The organism is Lysinibacillus sphaericus (genome assembly GCF_006864135.1).
Classification (GTDB): domain Bacteria; phylum Bacillota; class Bacilli; order Bacillales_A; family Planococcaceae; genus Lysinibacillus.
The window spans coordinates 43,895-65,218 of sequence record NZ_SADV01000006.1; the positions used below are offsets into that span (position 1 = coordinate 43,895).

General features: G+C 37.2%; 17 protein-coding genes. 6 read left to right on the plus strand and 11 right to left on the minus strand.

The window, feature by feature from the left end:
• Window positions 1-87: 87 nt before the first annotated feature.
• From C7Y47_RS09295 to C7Y47_RS09310, 4 genes are all read right to left on the minus strand, one after another.
• The gene (locus C7Y47_RS09295) at window positions 88-2,451 is read right to left on the minus strand and encodes a penicillin acylase family protein (protein ID WP_142508522.1); all 2,364 of its coding nucleotides are present in this window, start codon (window positions 2,449-2,451) and stop codon (window positions 88-90) included.
• A 139-nt stretch (window positions 2,452-2,590) separates the two neighbouring features.
• A complete protein-coding gene (locus C7Y47_RS09300; RefSeq protein WP_142508523.1) occupies window positions 2,591-3,346 on the minus strand; it encodes an exodeoxyribonuclease III in 756 nt (251 codons plus the stop codon).
• Between the two features lie 56 nt (window positions 3,347-3,402).
• Window positions 3,403-4,317: a UDP-N-acetylmuramate dehydrogenase gene (gene murB / locus C7Y47_RS09305; RefSeq protein ID WP_142508524.1), complete on the minus strand. Its 915-nt coding sequence runs from the start codon at window positions 4,315-4,317 to the stop codon at window positions 3,403-3,405.
• A 219-nt stretch (window positions 4,318-4,536) separates the two neighbouring features.
• A complete protein-coding gene (locus C7Y47_RS09310) occupies window positions 4,537-4,842 on the minus strand; it encodes a winged helix-turn-helix transcriptional regulator (RefSeq protein WP_142508525.1) in 306 nt (101 codons plus the stop codon).
• A gap of 953 nt (window positions 4,843-5,795) precedes the next feature.
• Between C7Y47_RS09310 and C7Y47_RS09320 the strand changes: the two genes are divergently transcribed.
• Complete coding sequence (locus C7Y47_RS09320) at window positions 5,796-6,164, plus strand: DUF2500 domain-containing protein (RefSeq protein WP_142508526.1); 369 nt, start codon at window positions 5,796-5,798, stop codon at window positions 6,162-6,164.
• Between the two features lie 29 nt (window positions 6,165-6,193).
• On the opposite strand, the gene C7Y47_RS09325 is transcribed toward C7Y47_RS09320, so the two are convergent.
• The 3 genes from C7Y47_RS09325 to C7Y47_RS09335 all read right to left on the minus strand — a co-directional run bounded on the left by C7Y47_RS09325 (window position 6,194) and on the right by C7Y47_RS09335 (window position 10,430).
• Window positions 6,194-8,554 carry a bifunctional 2',3'-cyclic-nucleotide 2'-phosphodiesterase/3'-nucleotidase gene (locus C7Y47_RS09325; RefSeq protein WP_142508527.1) on the minus strand — a complete coding sequence of 787 codons (2,361 nt, stop codon included), beginning with the start codon at window positions 8,552-8,554 and terminating at the stop codon, window positions 6,194-6,196.
• 306 nt (window positions 8,555-8,860) lie between these two features.
• A complete protein-coding gene (locus C7Y47_RS09330) occupies window positions 8,861-9,484 on the minus strand; it encodes an FMN-dependent NADH-azoreductase (RefSeq protein WP_142508528.1) in 624 nt (207 codons plus the stop codon).
• Between the two features lie 238 nt (window positions 9,485-9,722).
• On the minus strand, window positions 9,723-10,430 hold the full coding sequence (locus C7Y47_RS09335) for a DsbA family oxidoreductase (protein WP_142508529.1): 708 nt from the start codon (window positions 10,428-10,430) through the stop codon (window positions 9,723-9,725).
• Window positions 10,431-10,556: 126 nt separating this feature from the next.
• Between C7Y47_RS09335 and C7Y47_RS09340 the strand changes: the two genes are divergently transcribed.
• The gene (locus C7Y47_RS09340) at window positions 10,557-11,936 is read left to right on the plus strand and encodes an FAD-dependent oxidoreductase (protein ID WP_142508530.1); all 1,380 of its coding nucleotides are present in this window, start codon (window positions 10,557-10,559) and stop codon (window positions 11,934-11,936) included.
• A gap of 37 nt (window positions 11,937-11,973) precedes the next feature.
• On the opposite strand, the gene C7Y47_RS09345 is transcribed toward C7Y47_RS09340, so the two are convergent.
• Window positions 11,974-12,900, minus strand: a complete 927-nt coding sequence (locus tag C7Y47_RS09345) for a manganese-dependent inorganic pyrophosphatase (protein WP_142508531.1) — start codon at window positions 12,898-12,900, stop codon at window positions 11,974-11,976.
• Between the two features lie 834 nt (window positions 12,901-13,734).
• Between C7Y47_RS09345 and C7Y47_RS09350 the strand changes: the two genes are divergently transcribed.
• Window positions 13,735-14,535, plus strand: coding sequence for a GNAT family N-acetyltransferase (locus tag C7Y47_RS09350; RefSeq protein ID WP_255505107.1), 801 nt, complete (start codon window positions 13,735-13,737; stop codon window positions 14,533-14,535).
• A gap of 93 nt (window positions 14,536-14,628) precedes the next feature.
• Here the strand turns inward: C7Y47_RS09350 and C7Y47_RS09355 are convergent, their stop codons facing one another.
• Window positions 14,629-15,495 (minus strand): MurR/RpiR family transcriptional regulator, encoded by an 867-nt coding sequence (locus C7Y47_RS09355; RefSeq protein ID WP_142508533.1) that lies wholly within the window; start codon window positions 15,493-15,495, stop codon window positions 14,629-14,631.
• Window positions 15,496-16,177: 682 nt separating this feature from the next.
• Window positions 16,178-17,407 carry an MFS transporter gene (locus C7Y47_RS09360; RefSeq protein ID WP_142508534.1) on the minus strand — a complete coding sequence of 410 codons (1,230 nt, stop codon included), beginning with the start codon at window positions 17,405-17,407 and terminating at the stop codon, window positions 16,178-16,180.
• A gap of 206 nt (window positions 17,408-17,613) precedes the next feature.
• Here C7Y47_RS09360 and thrC point away from each other — a divergent pair, with 206 nt between their 5' ends.
• The 3 genes from thrC to C7Y47_RS09375 are packed head-to-tail and all read left to right on the plus strand — an operon-like array spanning window position 17,614 to window position 20,289.
• Window positions 17,614-18,666 (plus strand): threonine synthase, encoded by a 1,053-nt coding sequence (thrC, locus tag C7Y47_RS09365; protein WP_142508535.1) that lies wholly within the window; start codon window positions 17,614-17,616, stop codon window positions 18,664-18,666.
• Window positions 18,663-19,577 carry a homoserine kinase gene (thrB, locus tag C7Y47_RS09370; protein WP_142508536.1) on the plus strand — a complete coding sequence of 305 codons (915 nt, stop codon included), beginning with the start codon at window positions 18,663-18,665 and terminating at the stop codon, window positions 19,575-19,577. Before thrC ends, thrB begins: the two co-directional genes overlap by 4 nt.
• Window positions 19,578-19,605: 28 nt before the next feature.
• Window positions 19,606-20,289, plus strand: coding sequence for a 2-hydroxy-3-keto-5-methylthiopentenyl-1-phosphate phosphatase (locus C7Y47_RS09375; protein ID WP_142508537.1), 684 nt, complete (start codon window positions 19,606-19,608; stop codon window positions 20,287-20,289).
• A 262-nt stretch (window positions 20,290-20,551) separates the two neighbouring features.
• Here C7Y47_RS09375 and C7Y47_RS09380 read toward each other — a convergent pair whose 3' ends face one another.
• Complete coding sequence (locus C7Y47_RS09380; RefSeq protein WP_142508538.1) at window positions 20,552-21,160, minus strand: phosphatase PAP2 family protein; 609 nt, start codon at window positions 21,158-21,160, stop codon at window positions 20,552-20,554.
• Window positions 21,161-21,324 lie beyond the last annotated feature (164 nt).

Consider the following 21,324-nt stretch of genomic DNA (forward strand, 5'->3'; position numbering starts at 1 on the left):
TAGAAAAAATTCCTTTCTACTCGAAAATAGAAAGGAATTTTTATTGTCATAATATAAAAACGCATTAGATTCTTATAGCCTTTCATCCTATTTGGCTTTTAATCGCAACGTTTTACCTTTAATATCTTCTTTTCTCACAAACGTTTGATGATAATCTCCATTAGCCCAATCCATTACTTGATCTTGATACCAAGCTGATTTTACATGTCCACTCTGTCCGGGACCAACAATATGATAGGCTGAACTTAAATCTCCAACATCAACAACAAAGCGCCATGATGCTCCATGATTAACATTTCCAGCTAAGTCATTATCAGCAGCCTGAACAGTAACCTTTGAACCACCAATAGGAATCTTTTTAGCATTAAAATATGCTGCAAAAATCGGTGAAGCTTTACCTAATGTATGGTCAAAGGTAAGTTGATGGAAGTTACCCCATTTCCATTTCGATACGTTTTTGCCGAATTGATTTTCTATTTGTGCGACAGTGAGCTTTAACGCCTTGTAAACTGTTGCATCCACTCCACCCTGCTCATCAATCCATATGCTATTCTTACCGGCATAAGCTGTACGTAAAAGCTGGTCTGTAATATTAAATTTCCCATACATTAAGTCATACATATCTTCTGGCATCTGATCCTTAAATAACACTTCCTGTAACTTTTCCATTAATGTATGGAACACTAATGGCGCCCCTGAATCCTTTGCATCTACCATGTCCCAATTCTCCAATAATTTAATAACATCTTTATATTTTTCATCCTGATCTTGTGTTTTTATTGATGTTAATAAATATGGTAAAAACTCACGAGCATATAGGTTATGCTGATCCATTTGTAATTTCATTATGTCTTCCACTGTTAAAGAGTCATTCGCCGCTAAAACTTCCTTAATCCGTTCATAACGATAAGGCTGTGCCCAGAAATCTGTTATATGATAAGGATATTCTTCCCCAATAACTTCATTATTCGCTGTTGCAATAAAGCCTTCATCTGGGTTTACTACAGTCGGAAGCTCATCCCACGGGATAAAGCCCTCCCACCCATAGTCACTAGAATCACCCGGTACCGGCAATTGCCCGTCCCCTTGTTTTCGAATCGGAATTTGACCATTCGCTTTATACGCAATTGTGCCATCCTTTGATGCAAAAACGAAATTTTGAGCTGGTGCCTTAAAATCCTCTAATGCTTTTTCAAATTCACTCCAGGATTTTGACTTATTAAAGCCTAACACTGCACGAAGTTCTGTCGTTGGTTGCAGTGCCGTCCACTGCATCGAAAACTGTGCTGTAGGCTCAGTATCTTTAAAAGCTAAAGCTGTCATGATTGGGCCGTGACGTGTGACAACGACATTAAAATCTACCGTTTCTCCGTTCTTTACCTTTATCGGTTCATTACGCACCTCTGCTTGCTCCCACTTGCCATCATAGCGGAACTGTGTCAGATTATTCGGATTTGGTATTTCAATATATAAATCCTGTACATCAGGTCCAACATTTGTTACACCCCATGCAATGTTATCGTTGTGACCTAAAATAATGCCCGGGATACCCGCAAAGATTACGCCACTCACATTTTGCTCAGGAGATTGCAAATGCATTTGATACCAAATAGATGGTGTACTCAACCCTAAATGTGGATCATCTGCTAAAATTGGCGTGCCGTTTTTTGTTTTAATCCCCGATACAACCCAGTTATTACTGCCGTTAAATTCATTTGGCAACAGCTCTGTCTTAAAATGCCCTACCACGGCTACGGGATTTTCTTTATTTGCCTTGATAATAGATGAAGCGTTTTCAGGATACTTTATAAATAATTCTTTAGCTTTTTCTTCACCAAAGTTTTGTAAAGCCCAATGACGGAACGCAAGCGTATTCCAATTACCGCCTAAGTCATAGGCCATATATTTACCAATAGTAAGAGAATCCACAATGGACCATTCCTCCGGTTCGTAGCCTAGTAATGCAAATTCATAGCTTAATGTATTATTTTTCTTAGCCTGTGTAATAAAAGCATTGACGCCATCAGCAAACCACTCAAGTACCTGTCTACTTTCTGTATCATAGATAGATAATGATTTTTCAGCTGCCTCACGCAAGCTAAACGTTCGGAAATGTTTGTCAGTATCAATAGTTGCCTCACCGATTATTTCCGACAAACGACCACTAGCTTGTCTTCGCGCTAAATCCATTTGAAACAGTCGATCTTGCGCTTGAACATAGCCTTGTGCACGATACAAATCTGCATCTGTCTTTGCAAAAATATGAGGGATACCCTTGTCATCCCTTGTGACAGTTACATCTTCATCTAGCACGTTCAACGAAAGCTCTCCATCAATTACTGGTTTTGATTTATTCATAAACCATGTAAATCCAATAAATGCGACAATAACTACTACAGCTAAAAATCCCGCTATAGCCAGTAGCCACTTTTTCCACGTAAACTTTCTCATATCCCGACCCCCTTTTTGCAATATATTCTTTTGCCCGCTTTCAAATCCTTTTAAAATAACTTCTTTCAGCGGGTGTCATTAATTGCGTTGCAGTATAAAAAAAATCGTATCTCCTTTTAGAAAATACGATTCTTAAAAACTAGTTATTTAGCTGTAATTCAATCGGACAATGATCACTACCCATAATATATGAATGAATGCTAGCCTCATTTATGTTGTTCTTTAGTCTCTCAGAAACAATAAAGTAGTCAATACGCCATCCGATATTACGCTCGCGTACTTTATTCATATAAGACCACCATGTATAGTGATCCGTTGTATCTGGATACATGTAGCGGAATGAATCTACAAAACCACTTGCCAATAGCTCCGTCATTTTTTCACGTTCTTCATATGTAAAACCTGAATTACCAACATTAGACTTCGCATTTTTTAAATCAATGTCCATATGTGCAACGTTTAAATCACCGCAGTAGACTATAGGCTTCTTAGAATCTAACTCTTTTAAATATAACGTTAATCGATCCTCCCATTCTAAACGAAGAGGTAGTCTAGCTAAATCACGCTGTGAATTCGGGGTATAAACATTCACTAAGTAAAAATCTTCATACTCTAGTGTAATAATTCTCCCCTCTCCCTGCGATTCATCGTCACCAACACCATAACGTACTGCAAGTGGGGTATGTTTTGTAAAGATGGCTGTACCTGAATAACCTTTCTTCTCTGCATAATTCCAATATTGCTCATATCCCTCAAGAGAAATCTCCACTTGTTCAGCCTGACACTTTGTTTCTTGAATACAGAAAAAATCTGCATCTACATGATTGAAGAAATCTAAAAACCCTTTACCTAAGCAGGCTCTAATTCCATTAACATTCCATGATATAAACTTCATTTTCTGTTTCACTCCTCATAAAAACGCCCTCCACCATTAGCGAAGGGCGTAGTATCCTATAAGTCGTCACCAACGATTTTTACTTCTGTTTCTAAGTCGATGCCAAACTTTTCTTTCACTACTCGTTGTACCAGTTGGATTGTTGCAATATAGTCAGTAGCCGTCGCATTACCTTTATTAACAATAAAGCCTGCATGCTTCGTTGATACTTCTGCATCACCTACGCCTTTTCCTTGTAAGCCACTATCTTGAATAAGCTTGCCAGCAAAGTGACCTGGTGGGCGCTTAAAAACACTTCCTGCAGATGGGTATTCTAACGGTTGCTTAGATTCTCGCTGAAACGTTAAATCAGCAATTTTTGCATCAATTTCTTCCTGTACACCTTTTGCTAATTGAAATTCGGATGATAATACATAATACCCCTTCTTGGCAATGATACTACGACGATAACTAAGTTCAAGTTCATCTTTCGATAATATTAAAATTTCGCCTTCTTTTGTTAATACTTTCGAAGAAATAATAATATCCTTAATTTCACCGCCATATGCACCTGCATTCATTGCCATAGCTCCACCAACTGAACCAGGAATACCACATGCAAATTCAAAACCTGTTAAAGATGCTGCCGCAGCCAGTTTCGATACATCCTTAATAAGCGCACCGCTTTGCGCGTAAACATGGTCACCATTAATACGAATCTCATCTAAAAATGAAAATGTTACAACGATCCCTCGTTGACCGCCATCACGAACGACCATATTAGATCCATTACCTAACATTAATAAAGGTATATTATTCTTATGGGCATAGCGAATAACTGTCGCTGCCTCTTCCTCTGTTTCAACGAGAACGAAAACATCCGCTTTACCGCCTAATTTTGTCATAGTATATTGTTGTAATGATTCATCTAACTTAATATTGGCCGGATTAACGCTCTGTGCTAAATCCGCTGCCCATTGTTCTTTTGTCATGAGAGCTAATTCCTTTCTAACGTCCTTCTTACTCTACACTAGTATGGATTTAGAACCCCAATTTGACAAGTAAAATGAAGGTTATTTTTTTCTCGCCTTAACGGGTAGCGAGAGTCCCAGCAGAGATGATGAATAGGATAAAGAAAATTCATAGTCATTAGTATTACATATGTCCAATGTTTATCTATCCATCAGAAATTTCGAGATTGACTTCACAATTTAAAGCCAACTAGATGCCCATGATTCGATATTACGAATTGCTCCTTCTAATGCCCAACCTTTATCCGTCAAAGAATACTCAACACGTACCGGTACCTCTGAATATACTTTTCGTTCTACAAGCCCTTCTTTTTCTAGCTCTTTTAAACGTTCGGATAATAAACGACCGCTTACAGGTAATGAAGACTCTATCTCATTGAAGCGCTGTGGTCCGTCTAATAATTGATATAAAATTAGCCCTGTCCAGCGCTTCCCAATTAAATCCATTGCTTTAGCTAAACGCGGACATAAATTTGACTCATTCATTTTTTTCACCTCTTATGTACTCTATTGTAACGATTATTTTTAAAAAAGTAAATTTAAAGTAACTTATTTACTAACGATAATTTGTTTACTTTTTTTAATTTAATTACTAATTGTAACTTATGAGCATTTTTGGATTTGATTTAGATTCAACGTTAAAGTAGGTAACTACTACCTTATCTAACTTTGTCCTTATAACTAATGATGCCATAGAAATTAGCCATGACCGTTCGATTAGAGGAGAGTAAGGGTCGTTTAATATTTGCATTGAAAATGGCAACTTACTTCTATATAGATGCGCATGATTTTATTATTATGACTCCTTCCATTGTTGTAACCCTTTGTAAAGAAAAGGTAACGCACGGTTCAGATGTTATATTAACAAAACTGTCATACGGTTTAAGGTTTCATTTTAAACATTCACAAAATGAACTTTTATCAATGTAATATTCTCTCATTTTTTCTAAAAACTCATTGAATATCCGAATTGTTTATTTTATTATTCTTGTAAGATATTGGTTTGACTGTCTTTTCTAACGATGATCTTAGTGGCTTTTCTGTACGACATATGAGGATATCTTGATGCAGAAATAGCTTCTTCAGACATTAAACAAAGGTGCAAATATTTCATTTACACCGCTGTTGCTAATGTTTCGCCAAAAAACTTTGATCGTGATGTGCATCTTGTATCTCCCTGATTTTTTTGACGCTGACATTTATCCAAAAACTTTATTTACGTCTACATATATTGAAAAACTAGAAGATAAGAAGTTTGCTATATATGGAGATTTAACTAATCAATTATGCCTCGGCATAATTGTAGCTGTCGCTTTGCTTTCGCTACAGATAAACAATTCGTCCGGAATCGGCTTTATGCTTAATTCCTTTCTGAATTCCGTGACATCCGCCTTTATAACGACTTCAGGCACAATATTTCATAGATTGGAGGCCATTTTATGGTTGGGTTTGATGAATTCACTTTTGTACCTAGTATTATTTCAATAATGTTTTTTATCGTGTTCGGTATTATAGCATTTACTATTATTAAAAATATCTTACAATGGACGAAAAACAACAATGAACCATTATTAACAGTACCCGCTAAAGTCGTAACAAAACGTTCGAATACTAGTGGAGGTTCTGGTAACTCTAGTGCCTATACATCGTACTATGTAACGTTCGAAGTACAAAGTGGCGATCGTCTAGAATTAAAAATGAATGGTCGTGATTATGGACATCTTGCAGAAGATGATTTTGGCTTATTATCATTTCAAGGAACACGTTATCATGCATTTGAGCGACAAAAAAAGGAGAGTAGCGTTTAACAACGCACTCTCCTTTTAACATTTCATTATTACTTAATTAAATATTTACCAAAGCCGCCTTCTGTATCTCCTAAATATTCGATATTACTACCTGCAGGAAGGGCTTTTTGTGCATCCTTAGCAGAGTTGTAAATTATTTTTGTATTGGCTGGGAACGGTACAAATGACCAGTTGTTATCCGCAGCAGGATTAATTGTTTTATTTTCCATAACGTAATCAATGACAGCTTGACGGTTTTCATAAGCATAGTTTGTTATGTTAGAGCCATCTGTATTTTTAAATGTGGTACCATAAGAACCACCCACGCGGTAATTGTTCGTAATGATGATAAATTCTTGATTTAAATCGATTGGTTTACCGTTGTATTGTACGTTTTTAATACGATTTGCTTTTTTATCTACCAGAATACCTCGACTATCATATTTCGCCGGAGATGTTACATCGATTTGATAGGTTAAACCATCTAATACGTCAAAATTGTAAGAACGTGCTTCTGGGTCAATAATATTTTGCTCTTCCGTTTTATTTGGATCAATTGTTGCAAAAATACCAGCAGCCATTTCTAACCATTCAATAGCTTGTGCACCTGTTACTTTAATCGTTGCAACAGTATTATCGTAATAATAGATGTCTGCCATATTTTTAATCGCAAGCGGACCTACAGGAATGTTTGTGTAATCTGTAGGGTTATTACGAGAGCCTGCCTTGAAAGGGGCACCGGCAGAAAGTATTGGTGTGTTTTCATCAACAGTACCTTTTAACTCTTTTTCAATAAACCACTTTTGAGCTTGTGTCACAATTTGAATAGAAGGATCATCTTGAACCATCGAGAAGTAGCTTTGGATTGGTGCAGTTGTCTCACCAACAGGCTGACGTATATACTTCAACGTACCTTCATGCGCTTCTTTAATTACATTTAAAACTGTTTTAGATGGTTGTAAGCCTTCTTGTTTAATAGAACGGATAGAGCCTTGCCCATTCACTACACCCCATTTAGAGCCTTGTTGTTCTAGTTTTAAATCAATGACTCCAAGATAACTACCATAGCTTCCTGCCATTACAGTAGGTACTCCGTTAATTGTCCCTTTTTCTTGATCAACATTTTTAAGATTTTTATAGTCACCTGGGAATGTTAAATGAGAGTGACCTGTAATTAAAGCGTCTACCCCTTCAATCTCAGAAATTTGGTATCCTACGTTCTCGTTACCTTTTACGTAAGTATCCTCACCAATACCTGAGTGTGAAAGTACCACAATTACGTCTGCACCTGCTTTTTGCATTGCTGGTACAACCTCTTTCACCGCTTCAACTGGTTCTTGCATTTCTACTTTGCCTGCTAAATGAATAGCATCCCATTCAACAATTTTCGTAGGTACGATACCTGTAACGCCAACTTTAAGTGTGTGCTTTTTACCTTTATTGTCGACAACCTCTTTATCAAGAATTACATAAGGTGTATACATACGCTCTTTTGTTTTAGCGTCGTAGGTGTTTGCATTTACGACTGGATATTTTGCATCATTTAATACTTCATCTAAAAACTCTAAACCATAGTTGAACTCATGGTTCCCTAAAGTTCCACCATCATATTTCAGTGCATTTAGTGCTGCAATCGCTGGATGAACTTCACCTGGCTTTAAAACGCTCTCCAACGCTTTATAAGATCCTAGTGGCGTTCCTTGAATTAAATCGCCATTATCAAATAATAATGTGTTTGGATTCTCAGCACGGGCTTGTTCAATTAATGTTGCTGTGTTTGCTAAACCTATATCAGCTGATTCAGTATCTAAGAAATAATTATAATTTGCAAGGTTTGTATGAATATCTGTTGTTCCTAAAATTTGAAGATCTACTTTAGTTGTAGTTGTAGGTAATTTGTATTCGGCTACAAAGCGTTCAATAATACTTTGCATTTGCTCAGTTGTTACATAATCATCAGGACGAATTGTGTTATCTTCAAAGCCTTGTAATATGTTTGCAGCAACGGCATTTGCTATATCTTGCTTATGTGTTGTTGCAACTTGATCTGCATCTTTAAACTGATCTAATACAGAAAGCGGAGCGTTTTCATTGACTAATCCACGAGCAGAAATAACAAATGCTTGTTGACGTGTCAATTTATCATTTGGACCAAACAATGTCGCAGTTTTACCTTTAATAAGCTTCAATTCTACTGCTTTTTCTACATACGGGGCTAAATCCTTAGAGACGTCAGTAAAGGCAATTTTGGAACCATCACCTAGCTCTACATTTAAGCTTTCTACTAATTCTTTCACATAATCCCCGCGTGTTACATCGTTTGATGCAGCATTTGCGGATAGTCCAAATGGTAAGAACGTGAATAGAACAAGTAACATAGCCAAGAATTTAGTAATTAATTTCTTATTCATGAAACACCCTCCTTAAAACTCTAATATTTTCCTACGATTCCTATTATATTATACTAATTGCTTTATTAACTGAACGAATAGTCCTAATTGTATGTATTTTTAACCAAATAACAAAACACTTTACTCAAAAACGATAGATTAATATCATTTCATTTTTATTTCACACAATGTGATGTTATTAAATGTAAATCTACAATAAGCGCATACTATCAATATTTTAGACCTCTTCATCATTACCATACCTCTAAGAAAGCAATAAAAAAAGTCCTCTCAAGTTAGAGAGAACTTTTATTAAAAATTACTTTATTATGCATTTACAGTTTGTAAAGATTGAGCTACTTTTTTAACCGCTTCTAGGCCATTTGCAATAATTTCTTGTGCTTTATCTTGTGACGCGTTATGACCTTCAATGATAACCTCTTCGATAATTTCCATACCGAACATGCCAACAACATTTTTAATGTAGTTAACTGACATTTCCATTGGTTGTGCTTCAGGTGCAGAATAGTAACCACCACGAGCATTTAAAATAACTACTTTTTTGTCAGTCATTAAGCCTTCTAATTGACCGTTTTCATTATATTTAAATGTATAACCAGCTTGGAATACATAGTCAATGAAAGTTTGTAATTTCGCTGGGATTGTTAAGTTCCAAAGTGGGAAAGCAAATACAACAACATCAGCTGCAGTTAAAGCATCCATAGCTTTTTGTTTTGCTGCTAAAAGACGTGATTCAATGTCAGTTAACGCTTCACCGCTTTGAACTTTACCAAAAGCATTGAAAAGATCTTGACCGAAATAAGGCATATCTTCTGCAAATACGTCAAAAGTCGTTACATCTACACCTTGTACATTTTCCATAAATGTGTCAAACATTTTTGTTGAAATACCATCTGGTCGGTTGTTAGCTTTTACTACTAATACATTCATTATATAAATTCTCCCTTAAAACCAAAGTTTAATATCTCGAATTCAAGATATATAAGTATATTAAAAAAATTTACGAAAAAAGTCAACGTTAGTAAACTCAGACTTTTGACCGAAATATAGTTGATTCAATATTTACACCATAACGTAAAGTTGATTTCTATTCCAACTGGTCGCTTTGTTGCTATCGCTTCACTTTCGCACAGAAAAAAACATTTGTAGTTACCTTTCTCCATCAGAATTAAAATTTACAACTATCATCGGTACATACTCCCCCATCTTCTGAGCCTGCCATCTTTAATCCTGGTAATAAGCCCTCTTCCTCAGCAACTTTACGTAAAGTTTCTTCAAATACTTCTTGAGGTTGTGCCCCAGAAATACCATACTTACGATTTAACACAAAGAACGGTACCCCCCTTACGCCAAGCTGTAGCCCTTCTTGTATATCAGTCTCTACGTCTATTTCAAAATCATCGTTAGATAGAACCTTTGCAACTTCTTCACGGTTCAGACCTACTTGCTCAGCAATATCGATTAATACATCATCCTGACCAATACGCTTTGCTTCAATAAAATAACTGTATAATAGTGCTTCGACAAGTGCTGTAATATCGCCTTGTTGTTGTGCCCATTTTACTAGACGATGCGCTTTTAATGTATTTTCCTCCATTGAATTATCAAAGTTAAAATCTAGACCAACTTCTTTAGCGCGAGCAGCAACACCTTGCGTCATTTCCTTCGCTTTTTCTAGCGACATTCCATACTTTTTCGCCAATGCTTCATACGTAGACACATTCGTATCCACGGGTGTTGTTGAGTCAAGTTGATAGCTTTTATAAACGAGCTCTACCTGCCCTGCAAAACCCGTATCCTGAATCGCCTGCTCTAGTTGCTTTTTACCAATATAACAAAATGGACATACATAATCTGACCAGATTTCAATTTTCATAAGTAGTCACGCTCCTTTTGCTACATTGTAGCGATAGTAGATACAGCAAGGCAATTTTTAAGCTTGATTGCATAAATTTTCAAATCAATCTACATACTGTACGTAAAAACAATGTGAGGGTTATGTATGACACAATCTCTTTGGCTCGGAACAATTAATCCCATTTCGCTACCATCGCTCCCTGCATCAACAACTTGTGATGTATGTATAATTGGTGGAGGATTGACTGGACTTTATACAGCATATGTCTTAGCAAAATCAGGAGTAGATGTGGTCTTACTTGAAGCAAATTCCCATATCGGTCATGGTACAACTGGTAATTCAACAGGAAAATTAACTGCACAGCATAGCTTAGTTTATGCCAACCTTATTGAAAAACTTTCTGTAGATGAGGCACGACTCTATTATCATCTCAACCAAATAGCTGTAGAGAAAGCATTACAGTTACTCCCTAAGGAAAGTATTCAACAAGTAGATTCCTTGCTTTATTGTCAAACAAAAGAAGGCTATGCCCAATTATTAAAAGAATGGAATGCCTATAAAGTATTAAATATTAAGGCGAAAATCACTTCTGATACAGAGCTTCCCTTCCCAGTTACAAAAGCACTTAGTATGTCCCAGCAGGCTCAAATACACCCTGTAGAAGCTTGTAATTTCCTTGTGAAAGAAGCATTATCAATGGGCGCAAAAATCTACACAAATACCCGTGTTCAGCAATTAAATATACCTCAGAATAGCTTACATACCGCAAACAATATGTCGGTTCAATACAACAAGCTTATTTTGTGCACACACTATCCAATCGAAGCCTTTAGAGGACTTCAGCTTTTTAAACTTTCTAATAGTCGCTCCTATATGGTTGCTAGTAAAATTACCGATACACTACAAGGTCAATATTTATGCGTAGATAATCCTACTCGCTCTATTCGGACAGCTACTATTAACGACGAGCACTATCTAGTGTTAGGCGGAGCTAATCATATTGCAGGTGAAACGACTAATACGGAGCCCTATTATGAGGCCATTCAAAATGAAATGAAGGCACATTTCGATCAGGAGGCAATCTATCGCTGGTCCGCGCAGGACATTGAAACACCTGATATGGTCCCTTATGTTGGCAGAATTACACCATCCTTGCCTAATGTTTTCATTGCAACTGGCTATCGAAAATGGGGAATTTCCAATTCTTTTGTAGCGGGGGATATCTTATCATCCCTAATAACAGGAGCAAGGAATGAGGATGGTGCAGTGCCTCTTTATTCTCCAGCACGTACAAAATTCGGGGCTCAGTTTATGCAAATGCTAAAGGTAGGAGGCTTTGTAGCCAAGGAGTTCGTGGCGGGTTATGTGAAACACGCAAATACACCAACTTGCACGCATTTAGGTTGTAAAACAAAATGGAATGAAGCCGACGAAACATGGGATTGCCCGTGTCACGGCTCTCGTTTTAATGCCAAAGGAGAAGTTCTTGAAGGTCCTGCTGTACACCCATTAAAACTAGATTAAAAAAGAGGTTGCCTTTTTCAGGGCAACCTCTTCCTCATTATTTCAATGCCTCAGTTAAAACTGGAACGATTTGTTTTTTACGAGATACAACACCTGGTAAAAGAACGCGATTATTCACAAGCTCCGCACCAAACCCTTTTGCTGCAACCTCTGCTACTTGTCCAACTGCAACTGCTGTTGAATCATTGTTTAAAATATCTGTTACAACAAAGAAGAATAAATCTAAACCATTTTCCGCAACATTTTTATTTAATAAAATTTCTAATTCCTCTTGGCGACCAAGTACATCGTTAATATCGACAGCGTTTACTTGAGCTACTACAGATTTATATTCACCGAATTGGAATTCTTTTGCATCTAATGATAAAAGATCTTCTAATGATTTATCTGAAAGATCAGCACCTGCTTTAAGCATTGCTAAACCGTATTCAGCGGCATCAACACCTGCAAGTTTCGCTAGCTCCTCAGCAGCTTTTACATCTTGCTCAGTGCAAGTTGGTGATTTGAATAATAATGTATCAGAAACGATAGCAGAAAGCATTAATCCAGCAATGTTTGCAGGAATTGCTACGCCATGCTCTTTGAAGATTTTGTTTAAAATCGTTGCAGTACAGCCTACAGGTTCTGCACGGTAGTATAGTGGATCAGCCGTTTGGAAGTTGGCAATACGGTGATGATCAATAACCTCCGTAATTTGTACCTCTTCAATGCCATCAGCAGATTGCTGGAATTCATTGTGGTCTACAAGGATTACTTTTTCTGCTTCTCCAACTACTGAAGAAATTAATCGAGGTGCCTCAAAGCCAAATTTATCTAAAGCAAATTGAGTTTCGTTATTTACTTCTCCAAGGCGTACCGCTTCAGCATCAACGCCAATTTGCTGTTTTAAATATGCATATACAATTGCAGATGTAATTGTGTCTGTATCTGGATTTTTATGACCAAAAACTAAAACTTTACTCATTGAAATTATTCCTCCTAAATGGCAATAACATTTATATTTTATTTTACCATACCTTATGAGCAAACATGATATAAAGTGAAAGTTTATCTATAAAGGATCTACTACCAATATTATGCCTCGGCATAGTTGTGTTCTGAATCGGAAAGTGGCAACCGTCAGAGCCTTTTAGGCCAACAAATGTTTATTGCGCGAAAGCGTAGCGGCAGCAGCGGATGTTTGGACAACCGCTGAGAGAAGTTAAAATTTACTATTATAAAATAGTTGATCTCTTACTTACTTTCCCTACGAGACTACTTGTTGAAATCTATGTCATGTGAATTAGTTGATTGAGGTGAAGAATGGACGCCTCGAGGAAAGCGCACAGTCTGAACGGAAATCAACCTCACTTCACGGTGGCAATCCACAAAAATCACCCATTAAACCAATTATGAGGTTCATCACCAAAAGTTGTGGATGACTTTTGTTAAAACGTCTACTATGTAAATAGTTGATTGGAGTGGAGACTGGGCGACTCCTAGGGGATCAGCGTCACAGATGAGACCCTGCAGCGCAGCGAAGCGGCTCATCGGACGCCCCCAGGAAAGCGCCCAGTCGGAACGGAAATCAACCACATGTTTTGGTGATGATCCAATTATGAGTTATTATTAGATTTAATATATTTATCTGTTAATAACATCCTATTTATAACACTTAATAATAATAATACGTAGTTTATAAAAAAATTTTACTATAAATAGATATATAGTTGTGTTTTTATATTTAAGAAACCGTAATTTTATGCTATTATCAGGTAGTCTATATATATATTAGGATATACAGGAAATGGGGATCACGATGACAAAGAAGATGGAAAAAAAGTATATTCCTTTAGCAAATTATTTTGAAGTAGCTTTACAACAAGAAATTACTTTATCATTTAGCGAACTCGAAAACATTATGGGACAAGCCTTGCCAAATGCAGCTTACTTGAATAGGAGCTGGTGGAAGAAAACAAAGCCCCCTCTCTCTCACTATTTGTCATGGACAAATGCAGGCTACTATGTCATTGATGTTAAACTCGGTACCAGTGTATCTTTCTCGCGTACACAGATGAAGACTACGAGTAATATTTCTAAAGATGACGAAAACCCATCTGCATACATAATTCGAGCAATTGAAGCATCAGATGCCAGATCATTTATTCATTTGCAAGAAGAAATTTTCCAACAAACTGACTTCATGTATAACAGGGAAAATGAATTAGACCTCACAGTTCAACAGCTTCGTAAAGATTTAAGCAATTGGAAACAATTAAAAAACCGTACAATTTTACTTTGTATATTAAATGGTAATTTTGCTGGTTATGCCGTTATCCATGGCTATAAACATTCTAAAACTAAGCATGTTGCATCAGTCCGCCTAGCTGTTAAGGAAGAGCATCAACGACAAGGTATTGGTTCAGAGCTAATGAAAGCAGTTGAACAATGGTCTAAACAGCGGGATATTTCGCGCTTAGAAGCATCTGTTATGGAACATAATGATTGTGCTTTACATCTGTTTAAAAAACTAGATTTTCAGCAAGAAGGTATCCGACAAAACGCTATTAAATTAAATGATACCTTTATTAACGAATATAGCTTAAGTAAAATTTTATAAGCTTCTTTTTCTAGGATGTCTAAAACTTATTTGGACATCTTTTTTATGTGTAGCATAAATTAGATTTTACGTTTTCTACGCGTTGTAAAATGTTTAGAAAACTTGCTTCTCTCTTGCTGCATCTAAGAATAACAAATTATTTTCTAATTGCTCATATGATTGCTGGTATTTCTCATATTGTGCTTTATCCTGATTAACCATTTCCTCAATTAGCGCATGTAAAAACGAAAATACTACTGGAATAACATCCAATGAAGATTGCTTTTTCAGACTTAGTGTAAATAATGCACTTGCATATTCCCGAATAGAAGACAAGGCCGAACCAGTAATAGCAATAATTTTAGCTTTTTTCTTCTTGGCAATTTCTACAATCGTTTGAATGTCGTTTGAATACTTGTCCCCTGCAAAAACTATTAATGTCGTCTGCTCCCCCATACTGTTAATTTGTTGTACGATATCGTCGGATTCTGAGCGAAGCTGTTTTACATTTGGACGTAAAGTTTTCATTGTATACGATAACCAATTTGCAATGGACGCAGCTTGACGAGTACCTAAAATATAAACGTTCTCTGCTTCATGCATCCACTTTGAGCTTTTTTGAAGCATATTATCGTTAATCAAATGAATCGTCTCTTGAATATTTTGAATATCGCGTTGCATCACCTTACCGAAACTTGGAATATTCCGCTTACTTGAAAAATATGTAGGTTGAATACTCTCACCGCCATTTTGAGTCATTACATCGCTTCTGACCTTGTCTTGAAGCTCGACATAGCCCATCAAATCCATCGCATAACAAAAACGAATAACTGTTGATTCACTAACATTCGCCTGTCTACCAACTTCTGCTGCTCCATTACCAATTACAACTGTAGGGTTACTCATAACAAATTGCGCAACTTTACGCTGGCCTTTTGACAGCCTAACAAATCTTCTTTCTATTTCTTCATTAATGCTCATTTCTAACAACCTTTCTTTCAATGAAATTATCACGAACGGAGATTGTTTCCTACTGACTCTAAATTCGGATCAATTAAGCCTCGACATAATTGTTGCTGTCGCTTTCGCTTTCGCACAGAAAACATTTGGTGCTGTCGCTTCGCTTTAGATAAACAATGCATCCGTAATCGGCTGAAGGCTTTAACTTCTTTCATCGGGCGTTTAAATGCATGGATGTGTCGCTACGCTTTCGGTACGGAAAATAATTGCTGAAAGAAGTTAAAAATACAGTATCACGATTACAATCTGAATACAATGACTTTTCTGAAAAATCTTCAATGCTTTAACTCGCTAATATAAAAGAGACCAAAAAGTTCTATTATCAATAGTTTATCGCTGAATCAACCTTATAGGACAAGAGTTGATTTCCGTTGCGACTATAAGCTTTCCTAGCGAAGCTCGCTCCAAGGTTACATCTGTAGCCACGGGTATTACCAATAAACCCCTAGCCTGCAATCAATTGATCCACGTACTATACGTTTTTAACCAAATGTCATCCCCATTTTCAGTGACGAACCTTATTTTGTGATTTTAACAGATTTTTAAAAATATTTGAATAAAAATTAATAACCTCTAATTTTTATGTAAATCAATTGATAAAAATGCCTTGGATTATAGTTCATCCAAGACATTTTTATTTTTGTTATTCTAATTCAATTTGTTTCGTTTCTCGACCTAAGAATATTACCTCAACAACACCGATAATAATTGCTCCACAGAAAATAGCAAAGATAAAACCAATATCATAACCTGCAGTTAATAAAGAGCCTACTAACAAAGGTCCAAAAACACCACCGATGCGCCCAACAGCTGCTGCCATTCCTGCACCCGTTCCACGAATAATTGCAGGATACTGCTCTGGTGTATAAGCATAGAGCGCACCCCATGCTCCTAAGTTAAAGAACGATAAAAACATCCCAGATGTTAATAGCACTACTAGTGTTTCCGCATTACCAAAAATGAACGCACTTACTGCTGTACCAATTAAATAAGAAACAAGTACAAACTTTCTCCCAAATTTTTCTATAAACCAAGCAGCTGTAAAATAACCTGGTAGCTGCGCAAGCGTCATAATGAGAACATATTTAAAGCTCGTAATCATATCAAAACCTTTACCAACCATAACACTCGGTAGCCATAAAAACATACCGTAATACGAGAAAACAACCGTAAACCATAGCACCCATAACATAAGTGTCGAGCGTACATATTTTTTCGACCATACTTCTCGAATATTTTGCATAACACTACGTTTCTTAGACGCAGCCTTTACAGTAAATTGTGATGAATCTGGCAAGTTCCAACGAAGATAAATTGCATATATTGCTGGAATTGCCGTTAACAATAAAGCACTACGCCATCCCCATGAAGGAATAACAAAATACGATATCAATGCAGCAATTAACCATCCCGCCGCCCAAAAACTTTCTAGCAAAACAACTACTCGCCCACGCTCTTTAGCTTCTACACTCTCAGAAACTAACGTCGACGCCACTGGCAATTCTCCCCCTAGCCCCATGCCTACTAAAAAGCGTAGTGTCATAAAAGCAGCTAATGTAGTGGTAAATGCTGACAAGCCACTCGCAATCGAAAATAATACAAGCGTCCACATAAAAATTTGTTTACGTCCCACTTTATCGGCAAGCACGCCGAAAACAAGAGCACCTACAGCCATACCAATTGAGTTTATGCTACCAATCCAACCCGACTGACTTGGTGTTAATCCCCAATCAACTGCTAATGCTGCAATAACGAACGATAATATTCCTACGTCCATTGCATCGAAAAGCCAGCCTACCCCCGCTACCCCTAAAAGCTTATTGCGAGAAATAGATTGTTGAAATTTATCCGCTGATACTGTATTTATCGTCATTTTAACCACCTGTCTTTACACATGACTTTACATTGTAAGTTTACTATACAGTTGTTTCAAGAAAGTGACAAGCAAAAATTCAAATTACCGAATTGTTTAGACAATTTATGAAATTCTATTGAAAACATGGGGCAATTTGCGTTAAAATGTCTTTTATACAAAAACAACTGTTCTTCCTATGAGAACAAAAGGAGATCGTAAACGTTATGTGGAAAGGCCTAATTGAGGAATATAAACAATTTTTACCCGTAACAGAAAATACACCTGCTCTGACTTTAAACGAAGGCAATACGCCTCTTATACATTTAGTAAATCTATCTAAAAAACTAGGCATTGAGCTTTATGGAAAAATTGAAGGTGCAAATCCAACTGGTTCCTTTAAAGACCGTGGTATGGTGTTTGCCGTTGCAAAAGCGATTGAAGAAGGTAGCAAATGCGTTATTTGTGCTTCAACTGGTAACACATCAGCCGCAGCAGCAGCTTATGCAACTCGCGCTGGAATCCAGTCCATAGTCGTTATCCCTAAAGGAAAAGTAGCCCTTGGTAAACTAGCCCAAGCAACAATGTATGGTGCAAAGATTATCGAAATCGACGGTAATTTTGATGATGCATTAAATATTGTTCGTCAAGTAAGTGAAACAACTCCAGTGGCACTTGTAAACTCTGTAAATCCATTCCGCATCGAGGGGCAAAAAACGGCATCATTTGAAATTGTAGATGCTTTAGGAAAAGCTCCAGACTATCTTTGCATCCCTGTTGGTAACGCAGGTAACATTACTGCATACTGGAAAGGCTTTAAAGAATACGATGCAGCAAAAGGCTCTGGTTTACCAAAAATGTTCGGCTTTGAAGCTGAAGGTGCAGCAGCAATTGTAAAAGGTGAACCTATTGCTAATCCTGAGACAGTGGCAACAGCTATTCGTATCGGTAATCCTGCAAGTTGGAAATTTGCAGAAGCAGCTCGCGATGAGTCTGGTGGTATTATTGACTCAGTTACAGACGAAGAAATTTTAGCTGCTTACAAATTAATTGCTGGCACTGAAGGAATCTTCGTTGAACCAGGTTCAGCTGCATCATTAGCTGGCGTTATTAAATCAGTTGAAAATGGCAAAATTGCGAAGGGCTCTAAAGTTGTGACAATTTTTACGGGTAATGGATTGAAAGATCCTGATACTGCCATGAATGTCTCGACTGTAGATGTTGTTTCACTGAAAAACGATGAAGAAGAAATTCGAAAATATATCGAGGGCGTACTATGAGTAACATGTGGGAGATCACGGTTCCTGGGAGCACAGCAAATCTAGGTCCAGGCTTTGATTCAATAGGGCTTGGCTTATCCCTTTACTTAAAGTTAACCGTGTCTTTACAGGATAGTTGGGAAATTATCCACCTCGATGATAATGGTCCTAAAGAGTTTGAACTGGAAGAGCATTTACTATACGTCATTGCAAAAAAAATTGCGGAGAGATACGGGAAGCAACTACCTGCCTGCCGTGTTGAAATGGCAAGTGAACTTCCATTAGCCCGTGGTTTAGGGAGCAGTGCAGCGGTCATCGTTGCAGGAATTGAACTAGCTAATCAAGTCTGTGACTTAGGCTTAACTTTACAGGATAAACTCAATTTGTCCTCACAAATCGAAGGACATCCTGACAATGCAACAGCCTCGGTATTAGGAGGATTAACAATTTCTTCAATGAATGATAATGGCGTTGTTGATACATTTCATGTTAATGATCTAGATGCTTCCTTCATTGTGTATGTGCCCGATGTCGAACTAAAAACAAGTGAATCCCGTTCTGTTTTACCAGAACAATTTGATCGAACATATGCAGTGAGGGCCTCTGCAAATGCAAATATGCTAGCTGCATCATTAATGGTTCGTGATTTCGAGCGTGCAGGTCGTTATATGGAGGCTGATTTATTCCATGAACCTTTCCGCGCCAATTTAATTCCACAATATAAAGAGATTCATGAAGCAGCAAAGGCTAATGGGGCATTTGGAACAGCTTTAAGCGGCGCAGGACCAACACTGATTTCTATCATTCCTACTGCTATTGCGCAAAATTTCGTAAATGCCATGAAAAATCAATTTCCAGAGCATGAAATTATCTTAACAAAAGCCGATGAAAACGGTGTACAAGTAAAATTTGAACGTCTACTGCAAAAGTAGACGTTTTTTCTTGAAGGGGGGAAGTAGCTTGAAACCAATTATTTTCTGTGATTTTGATGGCACTATAACAGAAACAGATAATATCGTCTCTCTAATGACTCAATTCGTTCCAGAGGAATCTGAGAAAATTGCTAAAGCAATGATGGAACAAACTATAACCTTTAAAGATGGCGTTTCAGCAATGTTCGCGCTATTATCAACTAAACAAAAGAATACTGTGATCCAATATTTATTAGATACGGCCATTATACGTGAGGGCTTTGGCGATTTCGTTCGTTATGCACAAGAGAACCATATTCCGTTTTATATTGTTAGCGGTGGTGTCGATTTTTTCATTGAGCCACTATTAAAAAAATACGGTCCATTTTCCGGGATATATTGTAACAGTGCTGATTTTTCCGAACGGCAAATTAAGCTCGTTTTTCCAAATAGCTGTGATGAAGAATGTGCAAAATTTGATGTACAGGGTTGCGGTTGCTGCAAGCCAAGCGTTATGCGAAAAGTTGCACAGAGTAATCATTTTAAAATCGTAATTGGAGACTCACTTTCTGATTTTGAGGCAGCAAAACAGGCAGATTTAGTACTTGCCAGGGATCATCTTATTAAACGCTGTAAAGACCTTCATCTTCCTTATAAGCCGTTTGAAACATTCTATGATTGCTTAGAAGCTGTAAAAAAGCTTATGGAAGCGGAAAAGGCTGTTTCCATGTAATTGAGATCAGAGCAATAAGAGCGGTCTGCTAATACGGATCGTTCTTATTTCTACATAACAAAGGGAACCACCTGCAATTAGATGGCTCCCATTTCATGCTCATGATTTATTTTTCTCTTTAATTTCTATACCGAAAGCGAGCGACAGGTACAGAAGTCTCCCCACCTCTATAGGTGGTGAGATGAATGCGGGTTTAAGTTACTTTTCAGTGGGTGTCCAAACCTCCGCTCCCCCGGCGGATGTCAGTGAAATTGAGACGCAATTATGCCGAGGCATATTTGATAATTCTCTTCCGACGTTCATACCAAATAACACAAATGATAAACCACGTATAGCCCATACTCCATCCGGCCACTACATCTGAAGCAAAATGACGGGCTCCAGCAACTCGAGACAAACCAATAAGTACAGTTAAAACAATTGCCCCAAGCCAAAGCAATGTCTTACGTCCCTTGCTATTGTTCTCCGAAAAAATATAAGCTATTGTAAATAAATACAAGATACCGGTCATAGCATGTCCAGAAGGAAAACTAAAGGATGTTAATTGTTCTTCAATCTCAGGTCTTGGCCGCTGCACCCATTTTTTCAATAATTGGTTAAGTACATTTCCACCTGCAACCGTTAACAAAACAAATAATATACCTCGGTTATTTTTTGCTTTCCACGCTAAATACACGATTAAGACTATAGCTACGGATACTACAAATATCGGTTCTCCTATATAGTGGAAAAATTCTATAAAACGATTATTGAAATATAAATCTGCCATTTTTGTATCAAAAGTATTGATGAATTCACTTTGAAAAGTAACTCGTAACACAAAAAAGATAATGAGCGTTAATACCGCTAAAGGATAAGCCCATTTTTTCATATAATACTTCACCTCAAGAACAATATGCTGTTATATTTTTCACATCATATCATATTTACATCAACTAAAGGTGAATTTGGCTTTTTATCCCGTGTACAATTCCCAACGCAAAGATAACACCAAGAAGTTAGGTACAAGATTATCTCCTCGTAAATGTCCGATTG

Bases quoted from the DNA above. Each gene is read 5' to 3' on its own strand.
- C7Y47_RS09380 (WP_142508538.1), bottom strand. From the start codon at position 21,160: ATGAAAAAATGGGCTTATCCTTTAGCGGTATTAACGCTCATTATCTTT.
- C7Y47_RS09320 (WP_142508526.1), top strand. From the start codon at position 5,796: ATGGTTGGGTTTGATGAATTCACTTTTGTACCTAGTATTATTTCAATA.
- C7Y47_RS09310 (WP_142508525.1), bottom strand. From the start codon at position 4,842: ATGAATGAGTCAAATTTATGTCCGCGTTTAGCTAAAGCAATGGATTTA.
- C7Y47_RS09330 (WP_142508528.1), bottom strand. From the start codon at position 9,484: ATGAATGTATTAGTAGTAAAAGCTAACAACCGACCAGATGGTATTTCA.
- thrB (WP_142508536.1), top strand. From the start codon at position 18,663: ATGAGTAACATGTGGGAGATCACGGTTCCTGGGAGCACAGCAAATCTA.
- C7Y47_RS09335 (WP_142508529.1), bottom strand. From the start codon at position 10,430: ATGAAAATTGAAATCTGGTCAGATTATGTATGTCCATTTTGTTATATT.
- C7Y47_RS09350 (WP_255505107.1), top strand. From the start codon at position 13,735: ATGACAAAGAAGATGGAAAAAAAGTATATTCCTTTAGCAAATTATTTT.
- C7Y47_RS09300 (WP_142508523.1), bottom strand. From the start codon at position 3,346: ATGAAGTTTATATCATGGAATGTTAATGGAATTAGAGCCTGCTTAGGT.
- C7Y47_RS09355 (WP_142508533.1), bottom strand. From the start codon at position 15,495: ATGAGCATTAATGAAGAAATAGAAAGAAGATTTGTTAGGCTGTCAAAA.
- C7Y47_RS09345 (WP_142508531.1), bottom strand. From the start codon at position 12,900: ATGAGTAAAGTTTTAGTTTTTGGTCATAAAAATCCAGATACAGACACA.
- murB (WP_142508524.1), bottom strand. From the start codon at position 4,317: ATGACAAAAGAACAATGGGCAGCGGATTTAGCACAGAGCGTTAATCCG.
- C7Y47_RS09295 (WP_142508522.1), bottom strand. From the start codon at position 2,451: ATGAGAAAGTTTACGTGGAAAAAGTGGCTACTGGCTATAGCGGGATTT.
- C7Y47_RS09360 (WP_142508534.1), bottom strand. From the start codon at position 17,407: ATGACGATAAATACAGTATCAGCGGATAAATTTCAACAATCTATTTCT.
- thrC (WP_142508535.1), top strand. From the start codon at position 17,614: ATGTGGAAAGGCCTAATTGAGGAATATAAACAATTTTTACCCGTAACA.
- C7Y47_RS09340 (WP_142508530.1), top strand. From the start codon at position 10,557: ATGACACAATCTCTTTGGCTCGGAACAATTAATCCCATTTCGCTACCA.
- C7Y47_RS09325 (WP_142508527.1), bottom strand. From the start codon at position 8,554: ATGAATAAGAAATTAATTACTAAATTCTTGGCTATGTTACTTGTTCTA.